Annotated in this window: 21 protein-coding genes; 6 read left to right on the top strand and 15 right to left on the bottom strand. The window is 53.5% G+C overall.

The window, feature by feature from the left end; all coding sequences use genetic code 11:
* Positions 1-5: 5 nt before the first annotated feature.
* The 10 genes from hypA to yghX all read right to left on the bottom strand — a co-directional run bounded on the left by hypA (position 6) and on the right by yghX (position 10,386).
* On the bottom strand, positions 6-344 hold the full coding sequence (gene hypA, locus AWR26_RS03580) for a hydrogenase maturation nickel metallochaperone HypA (RefSeq protein ID WP_064563636.1): 339 nt from the start codon (positions 342-344) through the stop codon (positions 6-8).
* A complete protein-coding gene (gene hybE, locus AWR26_RS03575; RefSeq protein ID WP_064563634.1) occupies positions 337-819 on the bottom strand; it encodes a hydrogenase-2 assembly chaperone in 483 nt (160 codons plus the stop codon). The genes hypA and hybE overlap by 8 nt, the downstream gene beginning before the upstream one ends.
* Positions 809-1,306: a HyaD/HybD family hydrogenase maturation endopeptidase gene (locus AWR26_RS03570; RefSeq protein ID WP_064563632.1), complete on the bottom strand. Its 498-nt coding sequence runs from the start codon at positions 1,304-1,306 to the stop codon at positions 809-811. Before AWR26_RS03570 ends, hybE begins: the two co-directional genes overlap by 11 nt.
* Positions 1,306-3,009: a hydrogenase 2 large subunit gene (gene hybC / locus AWR26_RS03565; protein ID WP_064563630.1), complete on the bottom strand. Its 1,704-nt coding sequence runs from the start codon at positions 3,007-3,009 to the stop codon at positions 1,306-1,308. The genes AWR26_RS03570 and hybC overlap by 1 nt, the downstream gene beginning before the upstream one ends.
* Complete coding sequence (gene hybB, locus AWR26_RS03560) at positions 3,006-4,178, bottom strand: Ni/Fe-hydrogenase cytochrome b subunit (protein ID WP_064563628.1); 1,173 nt, start codon at positions 4,176-4,178, stop codon at positions 3,006-3,008. The genes hybC and hybB overlap by 4 nt, the downstream gene beginning before the upstream one ends.
* Positions 4,168-5,145: a hydrogenase 2 operon protein HybA gene (hybA, locus tag AWR26_RS03555; RefSeq protein WP_064563626.1), complete on the bottom strand. Its 978-nt coding sequence runs from the start codon at positions 5,143-5,145 to the stop codon at positions 4,168-4,170. Before hybA ends, hybB begins: the two co-directional genes overlap by 11 nt.
* Positions 5,146-5,147: 2 nt before the next feature.
* Positions 5,148-6,266 (bottom strand): hydrogenase 2 small subunit, encoded by a 1,119-nt coding sequence (gene hybO, locus AWR26_RS03550; protein WP_007370143.1) that lies wholly within the window; start codon positions 6,264-6,266, stop codon positions 5,148-5,150.
* A gap of 242 nt (positions 6,267-6,508) precedes the next feature.
* Entirely contained in the window at positions 6,509-6,796 is a 288-nt protein-coding gene (locus AWR26_RS03545) for a DUF2623 family protein (RefSeq protein ID WP_043956538.1), read from the bottom strand.
* 66 nt (positions 6,797-6,862) lie between these two features.
* A complete protein-coding gene (locus AWR26_RS03540) occupies positions 6,863-8,512 on the bottom strand; it encodes a methyl-accepting chemotaxis protein (protein ID WP_064563624.1) in 1,650 nt (549 codons plus the stop codon).
* Between the two features lie 986 nt (positions 8,513-9,498).
* Positions 9,499-10,386, bottom strand: a complete 888-nt coding sequence (yghX, locus tag AWR26_RS03535; protein WP_064563622.1) for a YghX family hydrolase — start codon at positions 10,384-10,386, stop codon at positions 9,499-9,501.
* A 164-nt stretch (positions 10,387-10,550) separates the two neighbouring features.
* Between yghX and AWR26_RS03530 the strand changes: the two genes are divergently transcribed.
* Positions 10,551-11,591, top strand: a complete 1,041-nt coding sequence (locus AWR26_RS03530; RefSeq protein WP_064563619.1) for an aldo/keto reductase — start codon at positions 10,551-10,553, stop codon at positions 11,589-11,591.
* Between the two features lie 53 nt (positions 11,592-11,644).
* On the opposite strand, the gene AWR26_RS03525 is transcribed toward AWR26_RS03530, so the two are convergent.
* Positions 11,645-12,139: a TIGR00645 family protein gene (locus AWR26_RS03525; RefSeq protein ID WP_007370135.1), complete on the bottom strand. Its 495-nt coding sequence runs from the start codon at positions 12,137-12,139 to the stop codon at positions 11,645-11,647.
* A gap of 87 nt (positions 12,140-12,226) precedes the next feature.
* On the bottom strand, positions 12,227-12,733 hold the full coding sequence (locus tag AWR26_RS03520; protein WP_043956534.1) for an ESA_00282 family adhesion-associated protein: 507 nt from the start codon (positions 12,731-12,733) through the stop codon (positions 12,227-12,229).
* A gap of 102 nt (positions 12,734-12,835) precedes the next feature.
* Between AWR26_RS03520 and AWR26_RS03515 the strand changes: the two genes are divergently transcribed.
* Positions 12,836-13,240 carry a hypothetical protein gene (locus AWR26_RS03515; RefSeq protein WP_064563617.1) on the top strand — a complete coding sequence of 135 codons (405 nt, stop codon included), beginning with the start codon at positions 12,836-12,838 and terminating at the stop codon, positions 13,238-13,240.
* Positions 13,233-13,697, top strand: a complete 465-nt coding sequence (locus tag AWR26_RS03510) for a hypothetical protein (protein ID WP_064563615.1) — start codon at positions 13,233-13,235, stop codon at positions 13,695-13,697. Before AWR26_RS03515 ends, AWR26_RS03510 begins: the two co-directional genes overlap by 8 nt.
* A gap of 83 nt (positions 13,698-13,780) precedes the next feature.
* On the opposite strand, the gene exbD is transcribed toward AWR26_RS03510, so the two are convergent.
* Both exbD and exbB read right to left on the bottom strand, forming a co-directional pair.
* Positions 13,781-14,206 (bottom strand): TonB system transport protein ExbD, encoded by a 426-nt coding sequence (exbD, locus tag AWR26_RS03505; RefSeq protein WP_007370131.1) that lies wholly within the window; start codon positions 14,204-14,206, stop codon positions 13,781-13,783.
* Positions 14,207-14,212: 6 nt separating this feature from the next.
* Positions 14,213-14,944 carry a tol-pal system-associated acyl-CoA thioesterase gene (gene exbB, locus AWR26_RS03500; protein ID WP_064563613.1) on the bottom strand — a complete coding sequence of 244 codons (732 nt, stop codon included), beginning with the start codon at positions 14,942-14,944 and terminating at the stop codon, positions 14,213-14,215.
* Positions 14,945-15,196: 252 nt separating this feature from the next.
* Between exbB and metC the strand changes: the two genes are divergently transcribed.
* Both metC and AWR26_RS03490 read left to right on the top strand, forming a co-directional pair.
* A complete protein-coding gene (gene metC, locus AWR26_RS03495) occupies positions 15,197-16,384 on the top strand; it encodes a cystathionine beta-lyase (RefSeq protein ID WP_064563612.1) in 1,188 nt (395 codons plus the stop codon).
* A 116-nt stretch (positions 16,385-16,500) separates the two neighbouring features.
* Complete coding sequence (locus AWR26_RS03490; protein WP_064563610.1) at positions 16,501-17,160, top strand: DedA family protein; 660 nt, start codon at positions 16,501-16,503, stop codon at positions 17,158-17,160.
* Between the two features lie 31 nt (positions 17,161-17,191).
* On the opposite strand, the gene AWR26_RS03485 is transcribed toward AWR26_RS03490, so the two are convergent.
* Entirely contained in the window at positions 17,192-18,091 is a 900-nt protein-coding gene (locus AWR26_RS03485; protein WP_064563608.1) for an AraC family transcriptional regulator, read from the bottom strand.
* Positions 18,092-18,285: 194 nt separating this feature from the next.
* Here AWR26_RS03485 and yqhD point away from each other — a divergent pair, with 194 nt between their 5' ends.
* Positions 18,286-19,449 carry an alcohol dehydrogenase gene (yqhD, locus tag AWR26_RS03480; RefSeq protein WP_064563606.1) on the top strand — a complete coding sequence of 388 codons (1,164 nt, stop codon included), beginning with the start codon at positions 18,286-18,288 and terminating at the stop codon, positions 19,447-19,449.
* Positions 19,450-19,548: the final 99 nt, after the last annotated feature.

The following is a 19,548-nucleotide window of genomic DNA, read 5'->3' as shown; positions in this document are numbered from 1 at the left end:
TTGTCTTACTCCACTTCAATACTTTTAATCTGCACGCCGTCGCTGTGCTCAATATGCAACGTCGGGCAGTGACAACGCGGGCACTCATCGTGCCGGGTGATCTCTACCGACGCGCTACAGTTCCAGCACCACGCCTGGGCGGGTTTATGGATGATATGCAGCGTGCATCCCTGCGCCAGCGTATCGCGACAGGCAATATCAAAACCGAACCGCAGAGCGCTCTCTTCGATACAGGCCAGCGCGCCGATTTCCAGCCAGACGCCCGTTACGCGCTGCGCGCCGTGCTGCCTCGCCTGCTGTTCGATAATTTCCACAGCATTCTGGCACAGCGATAACTCATGCATGCTGTGCGCCTCGCTGGCCGAACAGCAGCGCGCGGCGGCTGAGACTGGCATCCGTGACCGGTAGCGAGAGCGCCATTTTCAGGCAGTTATCCGCCAGTTGTACGCCCTGCTGCGGGCTGAGATCGGGTGTTAATGGCGACATTAAGGAGCAACTCAGGTACTGCCCCAGTGCCGGTAATTCGCCAACGGTAAAGGTCATCTCGCCGTAGGGCAGTTGCAACCCCAGCCGCTCGCTGACGCGCCGCACCGGCCAGCATTGCTGCGGGCCGGGATAGATGTGCAAACTCAGCATCCACGGCGTCAGCACGCAGCCAAGCCACTGGTTTTCAAACAGAGTAAACGGCGTGGCGTACACGTCCATTTGCGGATGCACAAACGGCAGCCCCTGCATTTCATGGGCGGCAATTGCCTTAAAAGCCTGCTGCACTTCGCGGTGCGGCGAAACGTCAAATCCTGGGAATTCATCATTGTGCATGAGCAGCCTCCCGTGGCGTCAGCACAACGCCGGATTCAGCCAACGCATCAATCACCGCCGCCAGCGCACGATCAAGGCAGGCTTCCACCACCGGCGTCATGCCGATATGCGGCTCCAGCGAGGCTGGCGTAACGCCAATCAGCGTCAGTTTCGCCGGAAACTCACCGGTAAAACGCAGCGCTGACAGTACGTCCGCCAGCCCTAATTGGTGCGGAGAAATTTTATTGCTGAACAGCGTCGGCACTTCGTCATCACGCAGGATGATGACCCTTCCAGGCTCGCTTTTCCGGCTGACGATCGCGTCGGCAATAATCAGGTGATCGCGGTTAGCCATCGCGTCGAGCAGTTCCATTCCGGCAGTACCGCCATCCAGCGCTTCAACCTCTTCCGGCAGATGGAAGCGCTGCGCCAGCGCCTCCACAACCCGTACGCCAATCGCTTCGTCGGTCAATAAAATGTTGCCGACGCCCAGCACTAAAATTGACATCACAGCACCTTCACCGACACAACATCGTTGCCGTCCGCGTCCAGCACATGCACTGCGCAGGACATACAGGGATCGAACGAATGCACGGTGCGCACCACTTCCAGCGGTTTTTGCACGTCCGCAACCGGCGTGCCCACCAGCGACAGCTCGTACGGCCCGGCGTCATCATTAAAGTTGCGCGGCCCGGCATTCCAGGTCGATGGCACAATCGCCTGATAGTTCGCGATTTTACCGTCTTTGATCACTACCCAGTGGGAGAGCATGCCGCGCGGCGCTTCCAGAAAGCCGACGCCTTTAAACTCGCCGCTCTGTGGAATGTCGGTTTTCGCATAGGTCTGCATGTCGCCTTTGCCGATATTATCGATCAGCGCCTGATACTGATTTTGCAACACGCCGTGCAGTTCGCAGGCGTGAACGGTGCGGCCAATAATGCGTCCCAGCGTTGAATGTAGCTGCGCCACACCGATCGTTTTGCCGGTTAATTTCTGGTAAATAGCGACAATATCATTCAGCTTCGTCGCCGTGGTTTCGTGCTTCGCCGCCAGTTTGCAGAGCATATTAGCCAGCGGACCAACCTCCACCGTTTTGCCGTAAAAGGTGGGCGATTTCACCCAGGAATATTTGCCCTCTTCCTGCCAGCCGGTGTACTGCGGCAATGTCGTGCCCTGCCACGGCTCCTGCGGCGCCTCGTCTTTGTACCACGCGTGTTTCGCGCTCTCCTGGATCCCTTTCACCATAAACGGATCGTCACCGGTGGTGATCGCCCGGAAGGTGCTGAGATCGGCGTTTTCAATGTACCCGCCAGGGAACAGGAAGCTGCCATTTTTCGCATCGGTGGGAAATTCCGGCGTGCTGAGGTAATTCACCGCGCCTTTACCGAGCGACAACCACTCGGGATAGAACGCGGCAATGACGGCGGTATCGACTTTATAAACCTGTTCAATAAAGCCCTCGAGGCGATCGATAAACGACTTCAGGTACATCAGGCGTTCAAGGTTCAGCACTTCAATACCGTCGAGGTTGATCGGGTTGGCGACACCGCCGACCGCCAGGTTCTGGATATGCGGCGACTTGCCGCCGAGCAGCGCCACAATGCGGTTAGCATCGCGCTGGCACTCCAGCGCTTGCAGGTAGTGTGCGACGGCTATCAGGTTCACTTCCGGCGGTAACTTCATTGCCGGATGCCCCCAGTAGCCGTTGGCAAAAATACCCAACTGCCCACTGGCAACCAGCGCTTTGATCTTATCCTGCACCGCTTTGAACTCGCCTTCGCTGTTCAGCGGCCAGTCAGAGATCCCGTGCAGCAGCGCGGCGGCTTTTGCCGGATCGGCCTGCAATGCCGAGGTGATATCCACCCAGTCGAGCGCCGAGAGCTGATAAAAATGGACGATGTGATCGTGGATCGAGTGCGCGGCAAGAATGATATTGCGGATGTATTGCGCATTCAGCGGCACATTGACCTTCAGCGCACTTTCGACTGCCCGCACCGAGGCGATGGCGTGAATGGTGGTACAAACACCACAAATACGCTGCATGATGATCCAGGCATCGCGCGGATCGCGATCCTTCACAATCTCTTCCATTCCGCGCCACATGGTGCCCGATGACCAGGCCTTTGATACGACGCCGTTTTCAATTTCGCAATCAATGCGTAAATGACCCTCAATGCGGGTCACCGGATCGATGGTGATACGTTGACTCATGCTTCGCTCGCCTCATGTCGCGCAGGTGTTTTTAACGGAGGAATAATCGGCAACAGACGTATGAGTAAGATGTATGCACAGACTTCAATTGCCACAAAACCAATAGAGATCATCAGCTCCTCCCAGGTCGGGAAGTAGCTGTATCCGTTGCCCGGATTGAACGCCAGCAGCGAATAGGAGAGCCGCCACAGCGCGCAACCTAACAGCATGCTGAGCGCGGCCAGGAACAGAACGCGGGAATCGTTGCGCCAGCGGGAAACGCGCAGTGCCAGCAGCGGGAAGGCCAGCAGTGCCAGTTCCAGCCAGAATATCAGGCTGTAAAAATCCCCGGCGAATGCGTAATGCCACTTGCCGCGCCAGCTGATTTCACCGACGCGCAGCAGCAGGAACAGCGCCAGCAGGACGCTTAGCACGCCCATCAGTTTATTGAACAGGCGCTTCTCATCCGGGCCGTTGCCGCGCAGGCTGGCCTGCATTAAGGAGCCTTCAAAGATAACGATCGAAAAGCCCATAATAAAAGCAGTCAGCAGTGAGAAGAGCGGCAGCATTTCGTAGCTTTGCCACAGCGGATAGACTTTGTATCCGGCGGCAATCATCAGCGAGCCCATCGATGACTGGTGCATCGTCGGCAGCAGCGCGCCAAGGGCGATGATAAAAAACATCACCTTATTCAGGCGGCGCAACGAAACCTTCCAGCCCAGCCTTTCCAGCAGCGCAGGCGCAAATTCCAGCGCCATCACGCCGATATAGATGGTCATACAGACGGCCGTTTCGAACAGCACCGAATTGACGTTGAAGTGTCCGGGAATGTAGAAATAGGGCAGATTCCAGTAACGGCCAACGTCAATGGTGATGGATAACCCGCCCAGCGAGTAACCGAACAAGCTGCACAGCAGCGCCGGACGCACCAGCGGATGGTAATCGCCGCGGTTGAAGACATAAACCGCCCACGCCAGCGCCCAGCCGCCGCAGGCAAAGCCGGTGCCGATCAGCAGGTCAAAGGCGATCCAGATCCCCCACGGATAACCGCCGTTCAGATCGGAGACCGATCCAAGACCGAAGATCAGACGCTTGAGAATAAAGATCGCGCACAGCACGATCAGCGGGGCGAACACTAGCACGGGTTTGCTCAGCAACTTACCGCCCATGGCTTGTGGATCATGACTCATGGTCATCCTCCTCGTGATGCTCCTTTGTATTACGCCGTACCAGCGCCGTCAGACCTGCCAGCACCGCCAGCGGCAACATCATGCCTTTGTACACCGTATGCTGAACGTGTTCGGATCGCGCGCCGGTCGCCAGGGAGTCCAGCGCCGGTAAACCAAGATCGGTATAAGGCACGCCTGTCAGCACCAGCACCTGCGTGCCGCCGCCCTCTTTCTCGCCGTACAAGTGCGGGTAGTAGTGCGGGACATCGTGAAGGTAAACATCATCGGCATGCAGCGTCTGGCGGGGATAGCGATATTCGGAACCCGGCTTCAGCGTGAGGCGTTTTTTGGCTTCGGCCAGCAGCTCCTCGCGGGTGCCGTAAATCACCGCCCCTGCCGGGCAAACTTCCACGCAGCCCGGAAGCCCGCCTTTATCAAGACGTTCGACGCCTTTCTGATTGCAGAGCTGGCATTTGTGGATCTGGCCGAACGGGTTGTCGTAATCATATTTCGGCACGTCGAAAGGACAGGCGACCATACAGTAGCGGCAGCCGGTACAAACATCCGGGTTGTAGTGAACAATGCCGGTGACAGCGTCTTTCTTCAGCGCCTGTACCGGGCAGACCGACACGCAGTTGGCATCCACACAGTGCATGCACTGCTTTTTGATGTAGGCATAGCCATTTTCGGTCTGATCTTTGTTTTGCCCGTTACCGCTGTGCCAAACCTGAATAATGTTGTTGGTATACGGAGAGAGTTTGTCGTTGTTCGACCAGGTTTGTTCACCCTGCGGATTAGGCACCGGCGAGTTGATTGCCTGACATCGCGAAACGCAGGCCTGGCAGCCGACACAGAGCGTCGAGTCATATAGCATTCCCAGCGCTCCGGGAATCGGCGGCCGGTTTTGCGCAACGGCAAAACTGGCGGACGATCCCCCCACCAGCAGCGCCCCGCCGGACGCCACTTTGAGAAAATCACGTCTGTTCACGGCTATTCTCCCTGCGAATCAGCGTCGTTTTTCTTCTGTTGCCGTCCCAGCTCGCGCACCGTCATCACGCCAACGCCCGCCACCAGACCGACTACGCCACCCAGCAGGCCGACGGCCGTTGCCGACACCGTGCCGCCCTCTTTCAGTTGCACGTCGGGTTTTTCAGCGCGCGGTGTTGGATTTTCGACATGAGCAAGCTGAGAGATGCCTTTATGAAAGCCAACGCCTTCTTCATTACAGCCGTAACAAGGGTGACCAATAGCAACTGGCCATGCGCCGCCGACATCGCAAAACTGTAACGTCGAGCAGTTGCCCCAGGTTTCCGGGCCTTTACAGCCGAGGTGATAAAGACACCAGCCCTGCCGGTGCCCGGCATCGCCGAACTCTTTCGCAAAACGGCCAGCATCGAAGTGCGGGCGGCGCTCGCAGTGTTCATGGATCAAGCGCCCATAAGCAAACGCGGGCCGATTTTTGCTGTCCAGCGCCGGGGGTTTGCCAAAGGTGATGAGATGCGCCACGGTAGCGAGGAAATTTTGTGGGTTCGGCGGACAGCCAGGAATATTAATCACTGTTTTTCCTGGCAACACCGCCTGCAAACTGACCGCGCCGGTAGGGTTCACACCTGCCGCCGCCACACCGCCCCAGGCGGCGCAGGAACCGATCGCGATAATGGCGGCTGCGTTTTCTGCCGCCTTGCGAATATGGTCAACAATAGGCTCGCCGGCCACCATGCAATAAATGCCGCCGTCTTTCATCGGAATGGAGCCGTCAACCACCAGCACGTACTGGCCTTTGTACTGCTCCAGCGCATGGTGTTTGTTCTCTTCAGCCTGATGCCCGAACGCGGCGGAAAGCACTTCGTGGTACTCCAGCGAAATGGTTTCCAGCACAAGGTTTTCAACGGTGGGATGGGTGGCGCGAAGCAGCGATTCGGTACATCCGGTGCACTCCTGCGCACCAATCCAGACAACCGGAGGACGTTGCGGATGGCTGATGGCTTCTGCCATCTCTGCGGCAGCCTTGCCGCTCAGCCCCATCGTGGCCGCCAGCGCGGCACACAGCTTCATAAAATCACGACGACTCACACCCTGGGACGCTAAATGTAAATTATCTCCTGCCATTTATTTTTTATTCCTCAGCCCGAACTAAGAATATTCTCCATCCAACAGGAAGAAGAGTGCTGCGATCGCTCCGACAATTAAGCACATAAAAATCAGGGGCATTATGCAAAAATGAGACGGGGATTACATTACACGGACGGGGTGTAGGGGTATTAGGGCACAAATGAACAAAAAAAATGAAAGTCACCCTCGACAAAAGTGACCTTCACAAAAGAGAACTACATATTGAGCGAAGCGTATTGTTATGTTTCGAGGCGGTATCCCGCCATAAAAAATCGGATCACCGTGCTGGAGCGACTCTCGCGAAAGAAGTCCATCACCATCTCTTTATCCAGCCCGTAGCGGCGAGTGAGAATGCCTGCTTCCCACGCGCTGAGCTGTCGATCGCCTGTCTTTTCAAACATGCGGTGCGAAAACCCAAGGACAAAACCCCGCTTATAGTCCGGGCAGAAATGCGCCACATTGCTGGCGCTATCCGCCTGTGCTGCATTCAGCCCGGCCATTAAACCTTTACCAAAATGGTTTTCCATCGTTATCACCCCCAATCGCTATATAAAAAATTATATAACGATCTGTTGCGGGGGTGATAGCGCTGATTAAAACGCCACCCACTCGTCCGACGATGCGGCAGATTTAGAGGTGGTTTTGCGCGACAAATCCGGTTTCACCAGCGCTGTCGTTGCTAAGTTATTCTGCTCGTTACTGGAAAGACGGAACTGCTGAACAGAACGTTGCAGCTCTTCTGTCTGGCGCTCCAGCGCCGCCGCTGCCGCAGAGATCTGCTCCACCAGCGAGGCGTTCTGCTGCGTGACGCTATCCATCTGGCTGATCGCAACACCCACCTGAGAGATACCTTTACTCTGCTCCGCAGAGGCCGAGGCAATTTCTTTCATAATGGTGGTCACTTCGGTCACGGCCCGCAGGATACTTTCCATGGTGGTGCCGGTGTCGTTCACCAGTTGCGCCCCTTTCTCGACGCGGCTGACTGAATCGGCGATCAGCGTTTCGATCTCTTTCGCCGCGCCCGCACTGCGGCTGGCAAGGTTACGAACTTCCCCGGCGACGACGGCAAAACCACGCCCTTGTTCACCTGCGCGCGCCGCTTCAACCGCAGCGTTCAGCGCCAGAATGTTCGTCTGGAAGGCAATGCTGTTAATGACAGTGGTGATCTCAGCAATTTTCTTCGAACTACCGGAAATACCCTCCATCGTGCTGATAACGTCTTTAACCAGCGCGCCGCCTTTGCTGGCAGTGGCTGACGCCACTTCCGCCAGTTGGCTGGCCTGGCTGGCGTTATCCGCATTCAGTTTGACCGTTGAAGTCAGTTCTTCCATGCTGGCTGCCGTCTGCTCCAGCGCGGCGGCCTGCTCTTCGGTACGGGAAGAGAGATCATTATTGCCGGAAGAGATCTCACTCGCTCCGCGCCAGATATTTTCGCTACCGTGGCGGATACTGCTAACCGCTTCACGCAGGCTATCCTGCATCGCCAGCAACAGCGGTACGACTTTGCCGACGCAGTTACGACCAAAATCTTCCAGCGGCTGGCTGAGATCGCCCTGCGCCATCACCGTGAAATGCGCACGGATACGATCCAGCGGGCGCACCAGCATGTTGACCAGGTAGCGGTCGGTAAAGAGCAGGATCAACAGGCCAATCACCATCGCTGAAATAATTGCCACGCGGGTGGTTTTCGTCTGGCTATCGACGACAACGCGCGTCTGATCGAGCATCTCGCCCGCAGCTTTATTAAAGCTTTCGGCCGCCGCCCCAAAGTTGCGGCTTAAACCCGGCGTAACATTATTTGCTTGCTGGCGATAAGCGTCAGGTGTTCCCTGCTGCGCCAGTTGAAATTGCGGCGTGATCCCCTGCTCCAGCAGCGTCTGCCAGTTACTGATCACTTGCTCAGAGATTTTCGCATCTATCGGCCCTGGCGAAATCGCTTTAAACGCCGCCAGATAACGGGTCATATTGTCCAGCGCCTGTTGAACCGGCGCCATATCCGGCGAGCCACCCGCAGCTTTGGCTTCCATTACGCGACTGAGACGAGTCACAAACCGAAAGTACTGATCATTGCCCTGGCTAAGCAGAGTCATCTGTGACACTAACTGGCGATCCACCTCATTGCCGTCGGCCACTTTTGACAGAGAAAAAACGCTATACAAACCGACGCCTGACCACAGCAGGCCGAAGATCCCGAGGATCGCCAGCATAACGGCTCGTATAGTAAAGTTACGAAGCATACTCATAATATTATCCTTGCGGTGAAGGTACATTCTCGCCTGCGGGCGAGACTTATCTCCGTTATCGGCATGGACAAGAAAATTCTGCATGGTAAAGGTGAAAAAAATGATAAAAAAATTTCACCCTTATGCTTTTCCGCCAGCCTGTACCAGGGCCGTACAGGATCTTATTCTGTCTCATCATTGGGTTATTAATCAGCATCACCCCCACGGCGTTTGTTTACAATAAATAAACATAAGTAATTGTTTTTTAACAAAACAAAGAAAAATATTAATCAGCTAATTATTTCCGGAGTTAAAGGTTTTAAAATCCATAAATAATAATATGTAAAAACATAACGGGCTGAATGATATATATAATGGAAAAATTTAAACGCAGCTAAAATTTAAAATAAGGATATTTAAAAAATCAAAAAATGAATAATAACACATAGACAAAAATCGCATTAAATAATGAAAAAGCTTTTTTTAAAACAAATAAAAATGATGATTAAGGGTTATTAAAATTTATTTTAAGGATGATTAACTGACTATTTATTACCCTGACGACGGTAATGCTTTTTCGCACTTACTGGCGCGGACATCGCGCCGTAAGCCGCATACACACTGGCCTGAAGCGATACAGCAGCGAACCTGCGAACGCAATCATGTACCTGATTTCAGCCACAGTGAGAAGAAAGGCTTATATTCGGCGAGGCATCCGGGCTATTAGCAATCGCCCACTGACGTCTCGCGCGAAAGATTTTTCGCAGACATTTATCCAGGAATTTTCGCAGAAGAAGGAGAACACCTAACGTAAATTAATAGCGCAGTTTTACTTGCAAACCGGATAATAAAAATGCGCCATTATCTTTACAGAATGTGTCATTTACCACTTAACAGCATAAAAATCGGCACTAAAGCCTTCTTATACGAGGAGTCATCGCTAATTTATTATTAACGATATATTGCGCCACTGGCGATTCCCTGCTCTTTTTTCGGGAACGATCCACTCAATGCAGATATTTTTCAAACCATCCAAGGGTTCGTTGCCAGGCTAGTTCCGCCGCCGCATGATCGTAGCGCGGCGTTGAATCGTTATGAAAACCGTGGTTTACGGCCGGGTAGATATAAGCTTCAAATACCTTGTGGTTGGCCTTCAGCGCCTGTTCATAGGCAGGCCAGCCTTCGTTAATGTTTTTGTCCAGCGCAGCGTAGTGGAGCAGTAACGGCGCCTTGATTTTTGCCACCCCGGCGACGGGCGGCTGGCGACCATAAAACGGCACTGCACAGGCCAGCTCCGGATACGCAACCGCCGCCGCGTTCGCAACGCCGCCGCCGTAACAAAAGCCGGTGATCCCGACTTTGCCCGTGGCATCCGGATGCTTTTGCAGAAACTCAATGGCGGCAAAGAAGTCATTCATCAGTTTTGTAGGATCGACTTTTTGTTGCAGCTCGCGCCCTTCATCATCATTGCCGGGATAGCCGCCAACGGAGCTTAACCCATCCGGAGCCAGCGCGATGTAACCGGCTTTGGCTACGCGGCGGGCGACATCTTCGATATACGGATTCAGCCCGCGATTTTCATGCACCACCACTACGGCCGGCACTTTGCCCGTTGCTTTTGTCGGTTTAACCAGATAACCGCGAACCTCGCCGTGACCGTTGGGCGATGGCCAGGTGATGTACTCGGGGCGAATATCCGGATCGGTAAATTCGACCTGCGTTGCCAGCGCGTAGTTGGGCTTTAGCAGATTGAACAGTGCCAGCGCGGTCATGCCGCCGACCGTGTATTTGCCAGCTATCTGTAAAAACTCGCGCTTGTTGATTTTGCCATGCGCGTAGTAGTCATAGTAATCGAGCAACTCTTGCGGAAAATCTTTCGCCGTCAAACGCGTCATTCTCTGTCTCCTCCATTTCGCCACTCTAAGCAAAGCATAGCGTTACGGTTTTTGCCTAAAAAATGCGCAGGTATAACCATAACCTTTTGATAAGCTGAAAACGGACGTAAGATAAAAACGCTGTTTCGATTTTCATATAAAAGCCAGATAAGAAAGGAGACATCATGCCCGGTTTCGCCAATCCGAATCGCTACGAACAGATGCAGTATCGATACTGCGGTAAAAGCGGCCTGCAACTGCCCGCGCTTTCCCTCGGTTTGTGGCACAGCTTTGGTTATGGACAGGCGCGGGATTCGCAACGCGCCCTGCTGCGTAAAGCCTTTGACCTTGGCATTACCCACTTTGATTTAGCCAACAACTACGGGCCGCCAGCGGGCAGTGCGGAAGAGAATTTTGGTCGCCTGCTACGCGATGACTTCGCCGTTTATCGCGATGAAATCATTATTTCCACCAAGGCTGGCTACGATATGTGGCCTGGCCCGTATGGTTCCGGCGGCTCGCGTAAATACCTGTTGGCCAGCCTCGATCAGAGCCTGAAACGCATGGGCGTTGACTACGTGGATATCTTTTATTCACACCGCGTAGATGAAAAAACGCCGATGGAAGAGACCGCAGCAGCGCTCGCCCAGGCGGTGCAAAGCGGTAAAGCGTTGTATGTCGGCATCTCGTCTTACTCCACTGAACGTACGCAACAGATGGCAGCGTTGCTGCGCGAGTGGAAGATCCCGCTGCTTATCCATCAGCCTTCGTACAACCTGCTGAACCGCTGGGTCGATAAAACCGGCCTGCTCGATACGCTGGAAGATAACGGCGTGGGATGTATTGCATTTACCCCGCTGGCGCAGGGGCTGCTGACCGGTAAATACCTGAACGGCATTCCGGAAGGTTCCCGTATGCAGCGTGAAGGTAAAAAAGTGCGCGGTTTGACGGAGAAAATGCTGACGGAGAGCAATCTCAACAGCCTGCGGTTACTCAATGATATGGCGCAACATCGCGGACAGTCGATGGCGCAAATGGCGTTGAGCTGGTTATTGAAAGACCAGCGCGTGACTTCCGTGCTGATTGGCGCAAGCCGTCCGGAGCAAATCGAAGAGAACGTACTGGCGTTGAATAACCTGACGTTTAGTGAAGGGGAACTGGCGCAAATCGATAAGCATGTTGCCGACGGCGAGTTGAATCTGTGGCAGGCATCGTCAGATAAATAACAAAAAAGCCGGGTAGCGTTGCTTGCCCGGCTTTCCGCCCTCTTGCGGCTTTATCAGTGATTATGGCGCGTCAGGCGATCCAGATACCCCATGACGAAAGCAGACAAAACAAACGTCAGATGGATTATCACGTACCACATCAGTTTATTGTCCGGGACGTTTTTCGCGTCCATAAACACGCGCAGCAGATGAATCGAAGAGATCGCTACAATGGACGCCGCCACTTTGTTCTTCAGTGAAGTCGCGTCCATTTTGCCGAGCCAGTTTAGCTTCTCTTTGTGCTCGGCGATATCCAGTTGCGACACGAAATTCTCATAGCCAGAAAACATCACCATTACCAGCAACCCACCCACCAGCGTCATATCCACCAGCGACAGCAACGTCAGAATCAGATCGGCTTCCGCCAGGTTAAAGACATTGGGCAGGACGTGAATAATCTCCTGAAAGAATTTCAGCGTCAACGCAAGTAAAGCGAGGGAAAGGCCAAAGTAGACCGGGGCGAGCAACCAGCGCGAGGCGTACATTGCGTTTTCCAGAAAGCGTTCCATGTGGCGTTAGTGTCCTGTCAGATAACGAAACCGACGCCCAGTATATCTCAGGATGGCAAACAGTTTGCAACACCCGGCCGGCCGGGGTTACACATCCTCCGGGTTCACCCACGGCCGCTGATACTCAGGCCAGACCAGCACCACCAGCGCCGGATAGGCTTCCATACTGAACTCGCGAAAACACTGGCGCAGATTGAGGACATCCAGATCGGACTGCGAGACTTTTTCACCGTTGACACAGCGTTTTTTTATATTGTCGTAATACTTATACACCGCTGAATTGAGATCGCTACAGCGACGCTGGGCTTCAAATAAACCCGGCGTACTATTTAATTCCGCCATGTTCATACGTTTAATTGTCGCATGAAGAAAATCAATATATTCATGGTTGACGCGCCAGTACCATACCGGAGTAATCGCGTTCATTAATACCGAAAAATGATCTTCGCCTTCCTCTTTTGACAATGGATGATACTGCGGAGGGCGATCGTCAATTTCACTAAGGGGAGTGTTTTTATTGTACTCTCGCATCAATAAAAGTACGCCGCCCGTCAGCAGCAATATAGCAATGACAGAATAAAAAATACTGTTCATGAGCAGGCTCCTTTTTTTTGATTTTAAAAGTGCGCCGTGATATTGTCAACGAACCTCACGCCCGCACTCCCTCTTCCTTGTTGATATTAAAGGACATTAGAAATGCTTCCCGAGAATCTTGTCCCGGCACGATTTCATATTTCTACTGCTGAAACCAGTCCTGGAGAAGAAGGAACAGAAACTAATTTAGCTCAGGGGAAAACAACCCTCGCCGATCATGCCAACGATATATTAGCTAATGCCAGCCGCGGTGGGCAGTCAAGAAATATGTTACTTGAAGAGCGCGATCGCCATATAAAAGAGCGTCTGTTGCGGGTAGTAAAAATCGAGACATTCGCCCGTCTGCTTAATGACTTACAGGAAGAGGGCGAGATTGAACCCCAGGCATTAAGTCAAATAATTACCGAAAAAACGCAGCAAATTAATGAAAACGGGAATGAGATTTGGCTTAACCTGATTACTCGAGAAAAGGACGGGCCACTATTTTATAAGCTTGGGGATGAATGACGTGAGCGATGTCGATAATAATGTTTATTTAACTTTAACTGACAAAAATAGCGATGAATTTATCTTAGAGCACAATAAAGAGGCGCTGATACTCAGTAAAAATGAAACCATTGCCCGTATTGCCCATGAGCTGGTTTCCATTCCTGCGGCGCTTGTGCGCCTGAAATGGCAGAACCGCCGTGAAATCTACCCGTTACAGGTGAAAGAGGAAATTTACGGTGCGGTGATCAATGCCATCATCGAGCTAAAGCCGGAACTGCGCGACAAAATCCTGGGGCGGCTGGAGGCTAACTACCAACATTTGCTGGCGCGGGAAACTGCGACGCTGCGCCTGAGCCGCAAACTCAGCGACGGCGAATACCATACGACGACGGTCACCACCGTCGCGCCAGAGACGAGCAACCAAAAAGCCGCGCCGGAGAAGCAAGAAAAAACCGCAGACATAAAATCAAAATAAGCGCGTCGCTTTTTTATTCCTTCATATATCCGATATAAAAAAAGCTGGCCTTTGCCAGCTTTTCTCACTTATCAGCACCGAGTTTAGTGTGCTTTAACCGTCTCTTCACCGACCAGACCGATTTTGAGATAGCCCGCCTGATGCAGGGTATCCATCACTTTCATCATCGTCTCGTAATCGACGGTTTTATCCGCACGGAAGAAGATCGTGGTGTCCTTTTTGCCTTCCGTCACGGCATTGAGCTGGTTAACCATCGTCTCGTCGGTTACCGGATCGTTGCCGATGAACATGGTGTTATCCGCTTTCACCGACAGGTAGACCGGTTTTTCCGGACGCGGCTGCGGCTGGCTGGTAGAAGCCGGAAGATTCACTTTTACATCAACGGTGGCAAGCGGCGCGGCCACCATAAAGATAATCAGCAGCACCAACATAACGTCGATAAACGGCGTCACGTTGATTTCGTGCATTTCGCCATTATCATCCAGGTTTTCGTTAAGACGCATTGCCATAAAGCATCAACCTACACGTAATTTCGACGCGGTACGAACCGGCTGCGCATTGCTGGCGGCCAGGTCAAGATCGCGGCTTTGCAGCAGCAGAACCTGTGCGGCAACATCGCCAAGCATGGCTTTGTAACTGCCAATCATGCGGGCAAAGACGTTATAAATTACCACCGCCGGAATTGCCGCTACCAGGCCGATAGCCGTTGCCAGCAGCGCTTCTGCGATACCCGGCGCCACAACAGCAAGGTTAGTGGTCTGCGTTTGCGCAATACCGATAAAGCTGTTCATGATGCCCCAGACCGTACCAAACAGGCCGATAAACGGTGAAATCGCGCCAATCGTCGCAAGATAGCCGTTGCCGCGCCCCATATGGCGGCCGGTCGCCGCAACACGGCGTTCGAGGCGGAAGCCGGTACGCTCTTTAATGCCTTCGTTGTCTTCGCTGCCTGCGGATAACTCCAGTTCATTCTGGGCTTCATTAATTAATGACAGACTCAGACTTCTGGCGTGGAAAGAGGAGGCAATTTCGCTGGCCTGATCCAAAGAACGTGCTTCAGCCAGTTTCTGCTGCTCGCGCTTAAGGCGGCGCTTCTGCGAGATCATCTCCGCGCTTTTACTGAAGAACAGCGCCCATGTAACGACTGACGCGAGAATCAGGCCGATCATCACAATCTTTACGACGATGTCGGCATGGTGATACATACCCCACACGGATAGATCCGTCTGCATCAAATTATTACCCACTGTGTATCTCCGAGACGCAAATCACAAAATCTGCGCGTAATAATATCAAAATGCCACCGAATTGATAGTGGTTCTCATTAGTATTTACATAGTGCCGTAAAGAGAGGCCAGTTTCCTTGCGCTAACACAGTAAATGCCCTCGCCCGGCACGGAATGAGAAAAAATTAAGGCTCTGCCGCCAACATGGCGATGCATCAACGCGCAATCATGGTAGTCTGGACATCCAGACGTATAAAAACAGGTTGAGCAACAATGACGGCGAAGCATATAGATACCGCTCTGGTAAACGCAGGGCGCAGTAAAAAGTACACGCAGGGTTCGGTGAACAGCGTTATCCAGCGCGCGTCTTCACTGGTATTCGACACGGTTGAAGCCAAAAAACATGCCACACGCAATCGCGCCAATGGTGAATTGTTTTACGGCCGTCGCGGCACGCTGACGCACTTCTCATTACAGGAAGCGATGTGCGAACTTGAAGGCGGTGCGGGCTGTGCGCTGTTCCCCTGTGGAGCGGCAGCGGTAGCCAATACTATTCTGGCGTTTGTCGAACAGGGCGATCATGTGTTGATGACCAACACGGCCTACGAGCCAAGCCAGGATTTCTGCACCAAAATTCTCGCCAAACTGGGCGTCACCACCAGTTGGTTTGACCCGCTGATCGGCTCCAGTATCGTCAAGCTGATCCAGCCCAACACCAAAGTGGTGTTTCTCGAATCTCCCGGTTCGATCACCATGGAAGTCCACGACGTTCCGGCCATTGTTCAGGCGGTGAGAAGCGTTGCGCCAGAGGCGATTATCATGATCGATAACACCTGGGCGGCGGGGATCCTGTTTAAGGCGCTGGAATTCGATATTGATATCTCCATTCAGGCCGCCACTAAATATCTGATTGGCCACTCCGACGGCATGATCGGTACGGCGGTATCGAATGCACGTTGTTGGGAACAACTGCGTGAAAATGCCTATCTGATGGGGCAAATGGTCGATGCCGACACGGCTTATATGACCAGCCGTGGTCTGCGTACGCTCGGCGTCCGTTTGCGTCAACATCATGAAAGCAGCCTGAAGATTGCCGAATGGCTGGCAACGCATCCGCAAGTGGCGCGCGTTAACCACCCTGCACTGCCTGGCAGTAAAGGTCATGAATACTGGAAACGCGACTTCACCGGCAGCAGCGGTTTGTTCTCGTTCGTGCTGAATAAACGACTAAGCAATGAAGAGCTGGCGCAATATCTCGACCACTTCAAACTGTTCAGCATGGCCTATTCATGGGGCGGCTATGAATCGCTGATTCTGGCGAACCAGCCAGAACAGCTCGCGGCGATTCGCCCGGATGGCGGCGTCGATTTCAGCGGAACATTAATCCGTCTGCATGTCGGTTTAGAGAATGTTGATGATCTGATTGAAGATTTAGTGGCAGGCTTCCAGCGCATCGTGTAAACCTGGCGTTCGGGGCAGCAAGGCGGGAAATTTCTTATTTCTTGCGCCCCGGATCAAGGTGTTTCAGGCGAGTTGGAGTACAATAGCCTCCTCTTCGCAGTACCACAGGAAAGTCCATGGCTGTTATTCAAGATATTATTGCTGCGCTCTGGCATCACGACTTTGCTGCGCTGGCAAACCCACATGTTGTCGGTGTCGTTTATCTGGTGATGTTTGCTACGTTGTTTTTAGAAAACGGCTTGCTTCCTGCCTCATTTTTACCGGGCGACAGCCTTTTACTGCTCGCTGGCGCACTGGTTGCGCGCGGCTGCATGGACTTCATCTCCACCCTCGCGATCCTCACCAGCGCTGCCAGCCTCGGCTGCTGGCTGAGTTATCTGCAAGGAAAATGGCTCGGCAATACGCGGGTGGTAAAGAGCTGGCTGTCGCATCTGCCGGTGAAATATCACGAACGGGCAACCTATATGTTTGACCGTCATGGTCTGCTGGCGCTGCTGGCCGGTCGCTTTCTTGCGTTTGTGCGCACGTTGCTGCCTACCATGGCGGGCATTTCCGGCCTGTCGAACCGCCGCTTCCAGCTGTTTAACTGGCTGAGCGCACTGCTGTGGGTTGCCGTGGTGATGTCGCTGGGCTATGCCATCAGCATGATCCCTTTCGTCAAACGTCATGAAGATCAGGTGATGACCTTCCTGATGCTGCTGCCGCTGTTCCTGCTGGTGATTGGCCTTGTCGGCGCGGTCACCGTGGTGCTGAAGAAAAAGTATTGCAACGTCTGATTCACCCCTCTCCGCTCCGGGAGAGGGAAAATCACGCGCCCTGTATCAGGCGGATCCTTGCCACATCTTCACCCGGCGTCAGGCCGAAATAGCGCTTAAATTCGCGGCTGAATTGCGACGGGCTTTCATACCCTACGCGTATTGCCGCCGCGCTGGCTTTCATGCCGTCATGCACCATCAGCATCCGCGCTTTGTGCAGGCGGTATGTTTTCAAATACTGCAACGGCGACGTGCTGGTAACAGACTTAAAGTTGTGGTGAAACGCCGAGACGCTCATATTGGCTTCCGCCGCCAGTTGATCCACACTGAGGTTTTCCGTGTACTGGCTTTCAATACGTTTCAGCACGCGGCTGATCAGGCTAAAATGCGTCTGACGGCTGACCAGCGCCAGCAGCGCTTCGCCGCGCGGCCCGGTCAGTACGTGATACAGCATTTCACGGATAATTTGCTTACCGAGAATACGGGCATCCAGTGGATGCTCCATCACATCCAGCAAACGTTCTGCCGCACAGAGGATCTCTTCCGACAGTACCGCCGAGTTGATACCGCTGGCCGCAGCGCCGGGGTGGAAATATTCATCTTCACCAATATCCATCAGCAGCTCCTGCAACTGCAGGATATCGACATTTAGGCGCAACCCTGCCAGCGGCACCTCCGGCGTAGCGAAGGTTTCACACTCAAACGGCAGAGGAACCGTCAGCAGCAAATATTCATTGGTGTCATAACGGAACACCCTTTCATTGATATAACCAATTTTATGGCCGGAAAAGAGAAAAACGATCCCTGGCAGGTACATCACCGGCGTGCGGGTTCCCGGTTGCGTACCGTACAGCAGGCGAATATCCGGCAATAACTCAGCCAGACGGTTTTCGTTAATTTTCAGTCGTTTAATTTTTTCTGTCAGTTGCAGGCAAATCTCTTCACGCTTCATTTTTCGCTACTCCGGCAAGACATTTTGACGAGCACAGTGTGCAGAGTTTTGTGCTTTTTCTCCAGCCACATGGAGAAACAGGCAAGACATCGGCAGGAATGTGCATTGAGAGAGTCGGCGCGCACGCCCACAATAATCTTCATCAGGCAGTCCGCTGCCTCTTTTTTTCACCTCTAGTTAGAAGGGAACGAGCAATGAACAACTTCAATCTGCATACCCCGACCCGCATTCTGTTTGGTAAAGGCGCGATTGCCGACCTGCGTGGGCAAATCCCAACTGGCGCACGCGTGCTGATCACTTACGGTGGCGGTAGCGTGAAGAAAAACGGCGTACTGGATCAGGTTTACAGCGCGCTGGAAGGGCTGGACATTCTTGAATTCAGCGGTATCGAACCAAACCCGACTTACGAAACCCTGATGAAAGCCGTAAAAATTGTTCGCGAAGAACACGTCACCTTCCTGCTGGCCGTGGGTGGGGGTTCTGTGCTGGACGGCACCAAATTTATCGCCGCTGCGGCAAACTATGCTGACGGCATCGATCCGTGGCACATCCTGCAAACCGGCGGCAGAGAAATCAAAAGCGCTATTCCGATGGGTTCCGTGCTGACACTGCCCGCTACCGGCTCTGAATCCAATGCCGGTGCCGTGGTTTCACGCAAAGCCACAGGTGATAAGCAGGCATTCCACTCGGCGTTCGTTCAGCCGGTGTTTGCCGTATTGGATCCGGTGTATACCTACACTCTGCCGCCGCGCCAGGTGGCTAATGGTGTGATCGATGCGTTCGTGCACACCGTTGAGCAGTACGTTACCTGGCCGGTGAACGGCAAAATTCAGGATCGTTTTGCCGAAGGTATTCTGCTGACGCTTATCGAAGAAGGCCCGAAAGCACTGCAGGAACCGGAAAACTACGATGTTCGCGCCAACGTGATGTGGGCAGCGACACAGGCGCTGAACGGCCTGATTGGCGCGGGCGTACCGCAGGACTGGGCAACCCATATGCTGGGCCATGAACTGACCGCAATGCACGGGCTGGATCACGCGCAGACACTGGCGATTGTGCTGCCGGCGCTGTGGAATGAAAAACGTGAAACCAAACGCGAAAAACTGCTGCAATATGCAGAACGCGTATGGAATATCACTGAAGGTTCCGAAAATGAGCGCATTGATGCCGCAATCGCAGCCACCCGCAACTTCTTCGAACGTATGGGCGTACCGACGCGTCTTTCCGGCTACGGCCTTGACGGTAGCTCCATCCCGGCGCTGCTGGCGAAACTGGAAGAACATGGCATGACGCAACTTGGCGAACATCACGATATTACGCTGGATGTCAGCCGTCGTATCTACGAAGCGGCACGCTAAGCACTAAAAAGCCCGGCTTCCGTTTTTGGTTTTTTCGACCACACTTAAGGCAAACCACCTTACCGGGCTTGTCCCGGTAAGCCCATTGAAAGGAGAAAT

Origin of the sequence: Kosakonia oryzae (genome assembly GCF_001658025.2) — a bacterium.
In the GTDB taxonomy this organism is placed as follows: domain Bacteria; phylum Pseudomonadota; class Gammaproteobacteria; order Enterobacterales; family Enterobacteriaceae; genus Kosakonia; species Kosakonia oryzae.
The sequence above is the reverse complement of the archived record's forward strand: the minus strand, read 5'-3'. Positions and strand labels throughout refer to the sequence as shown.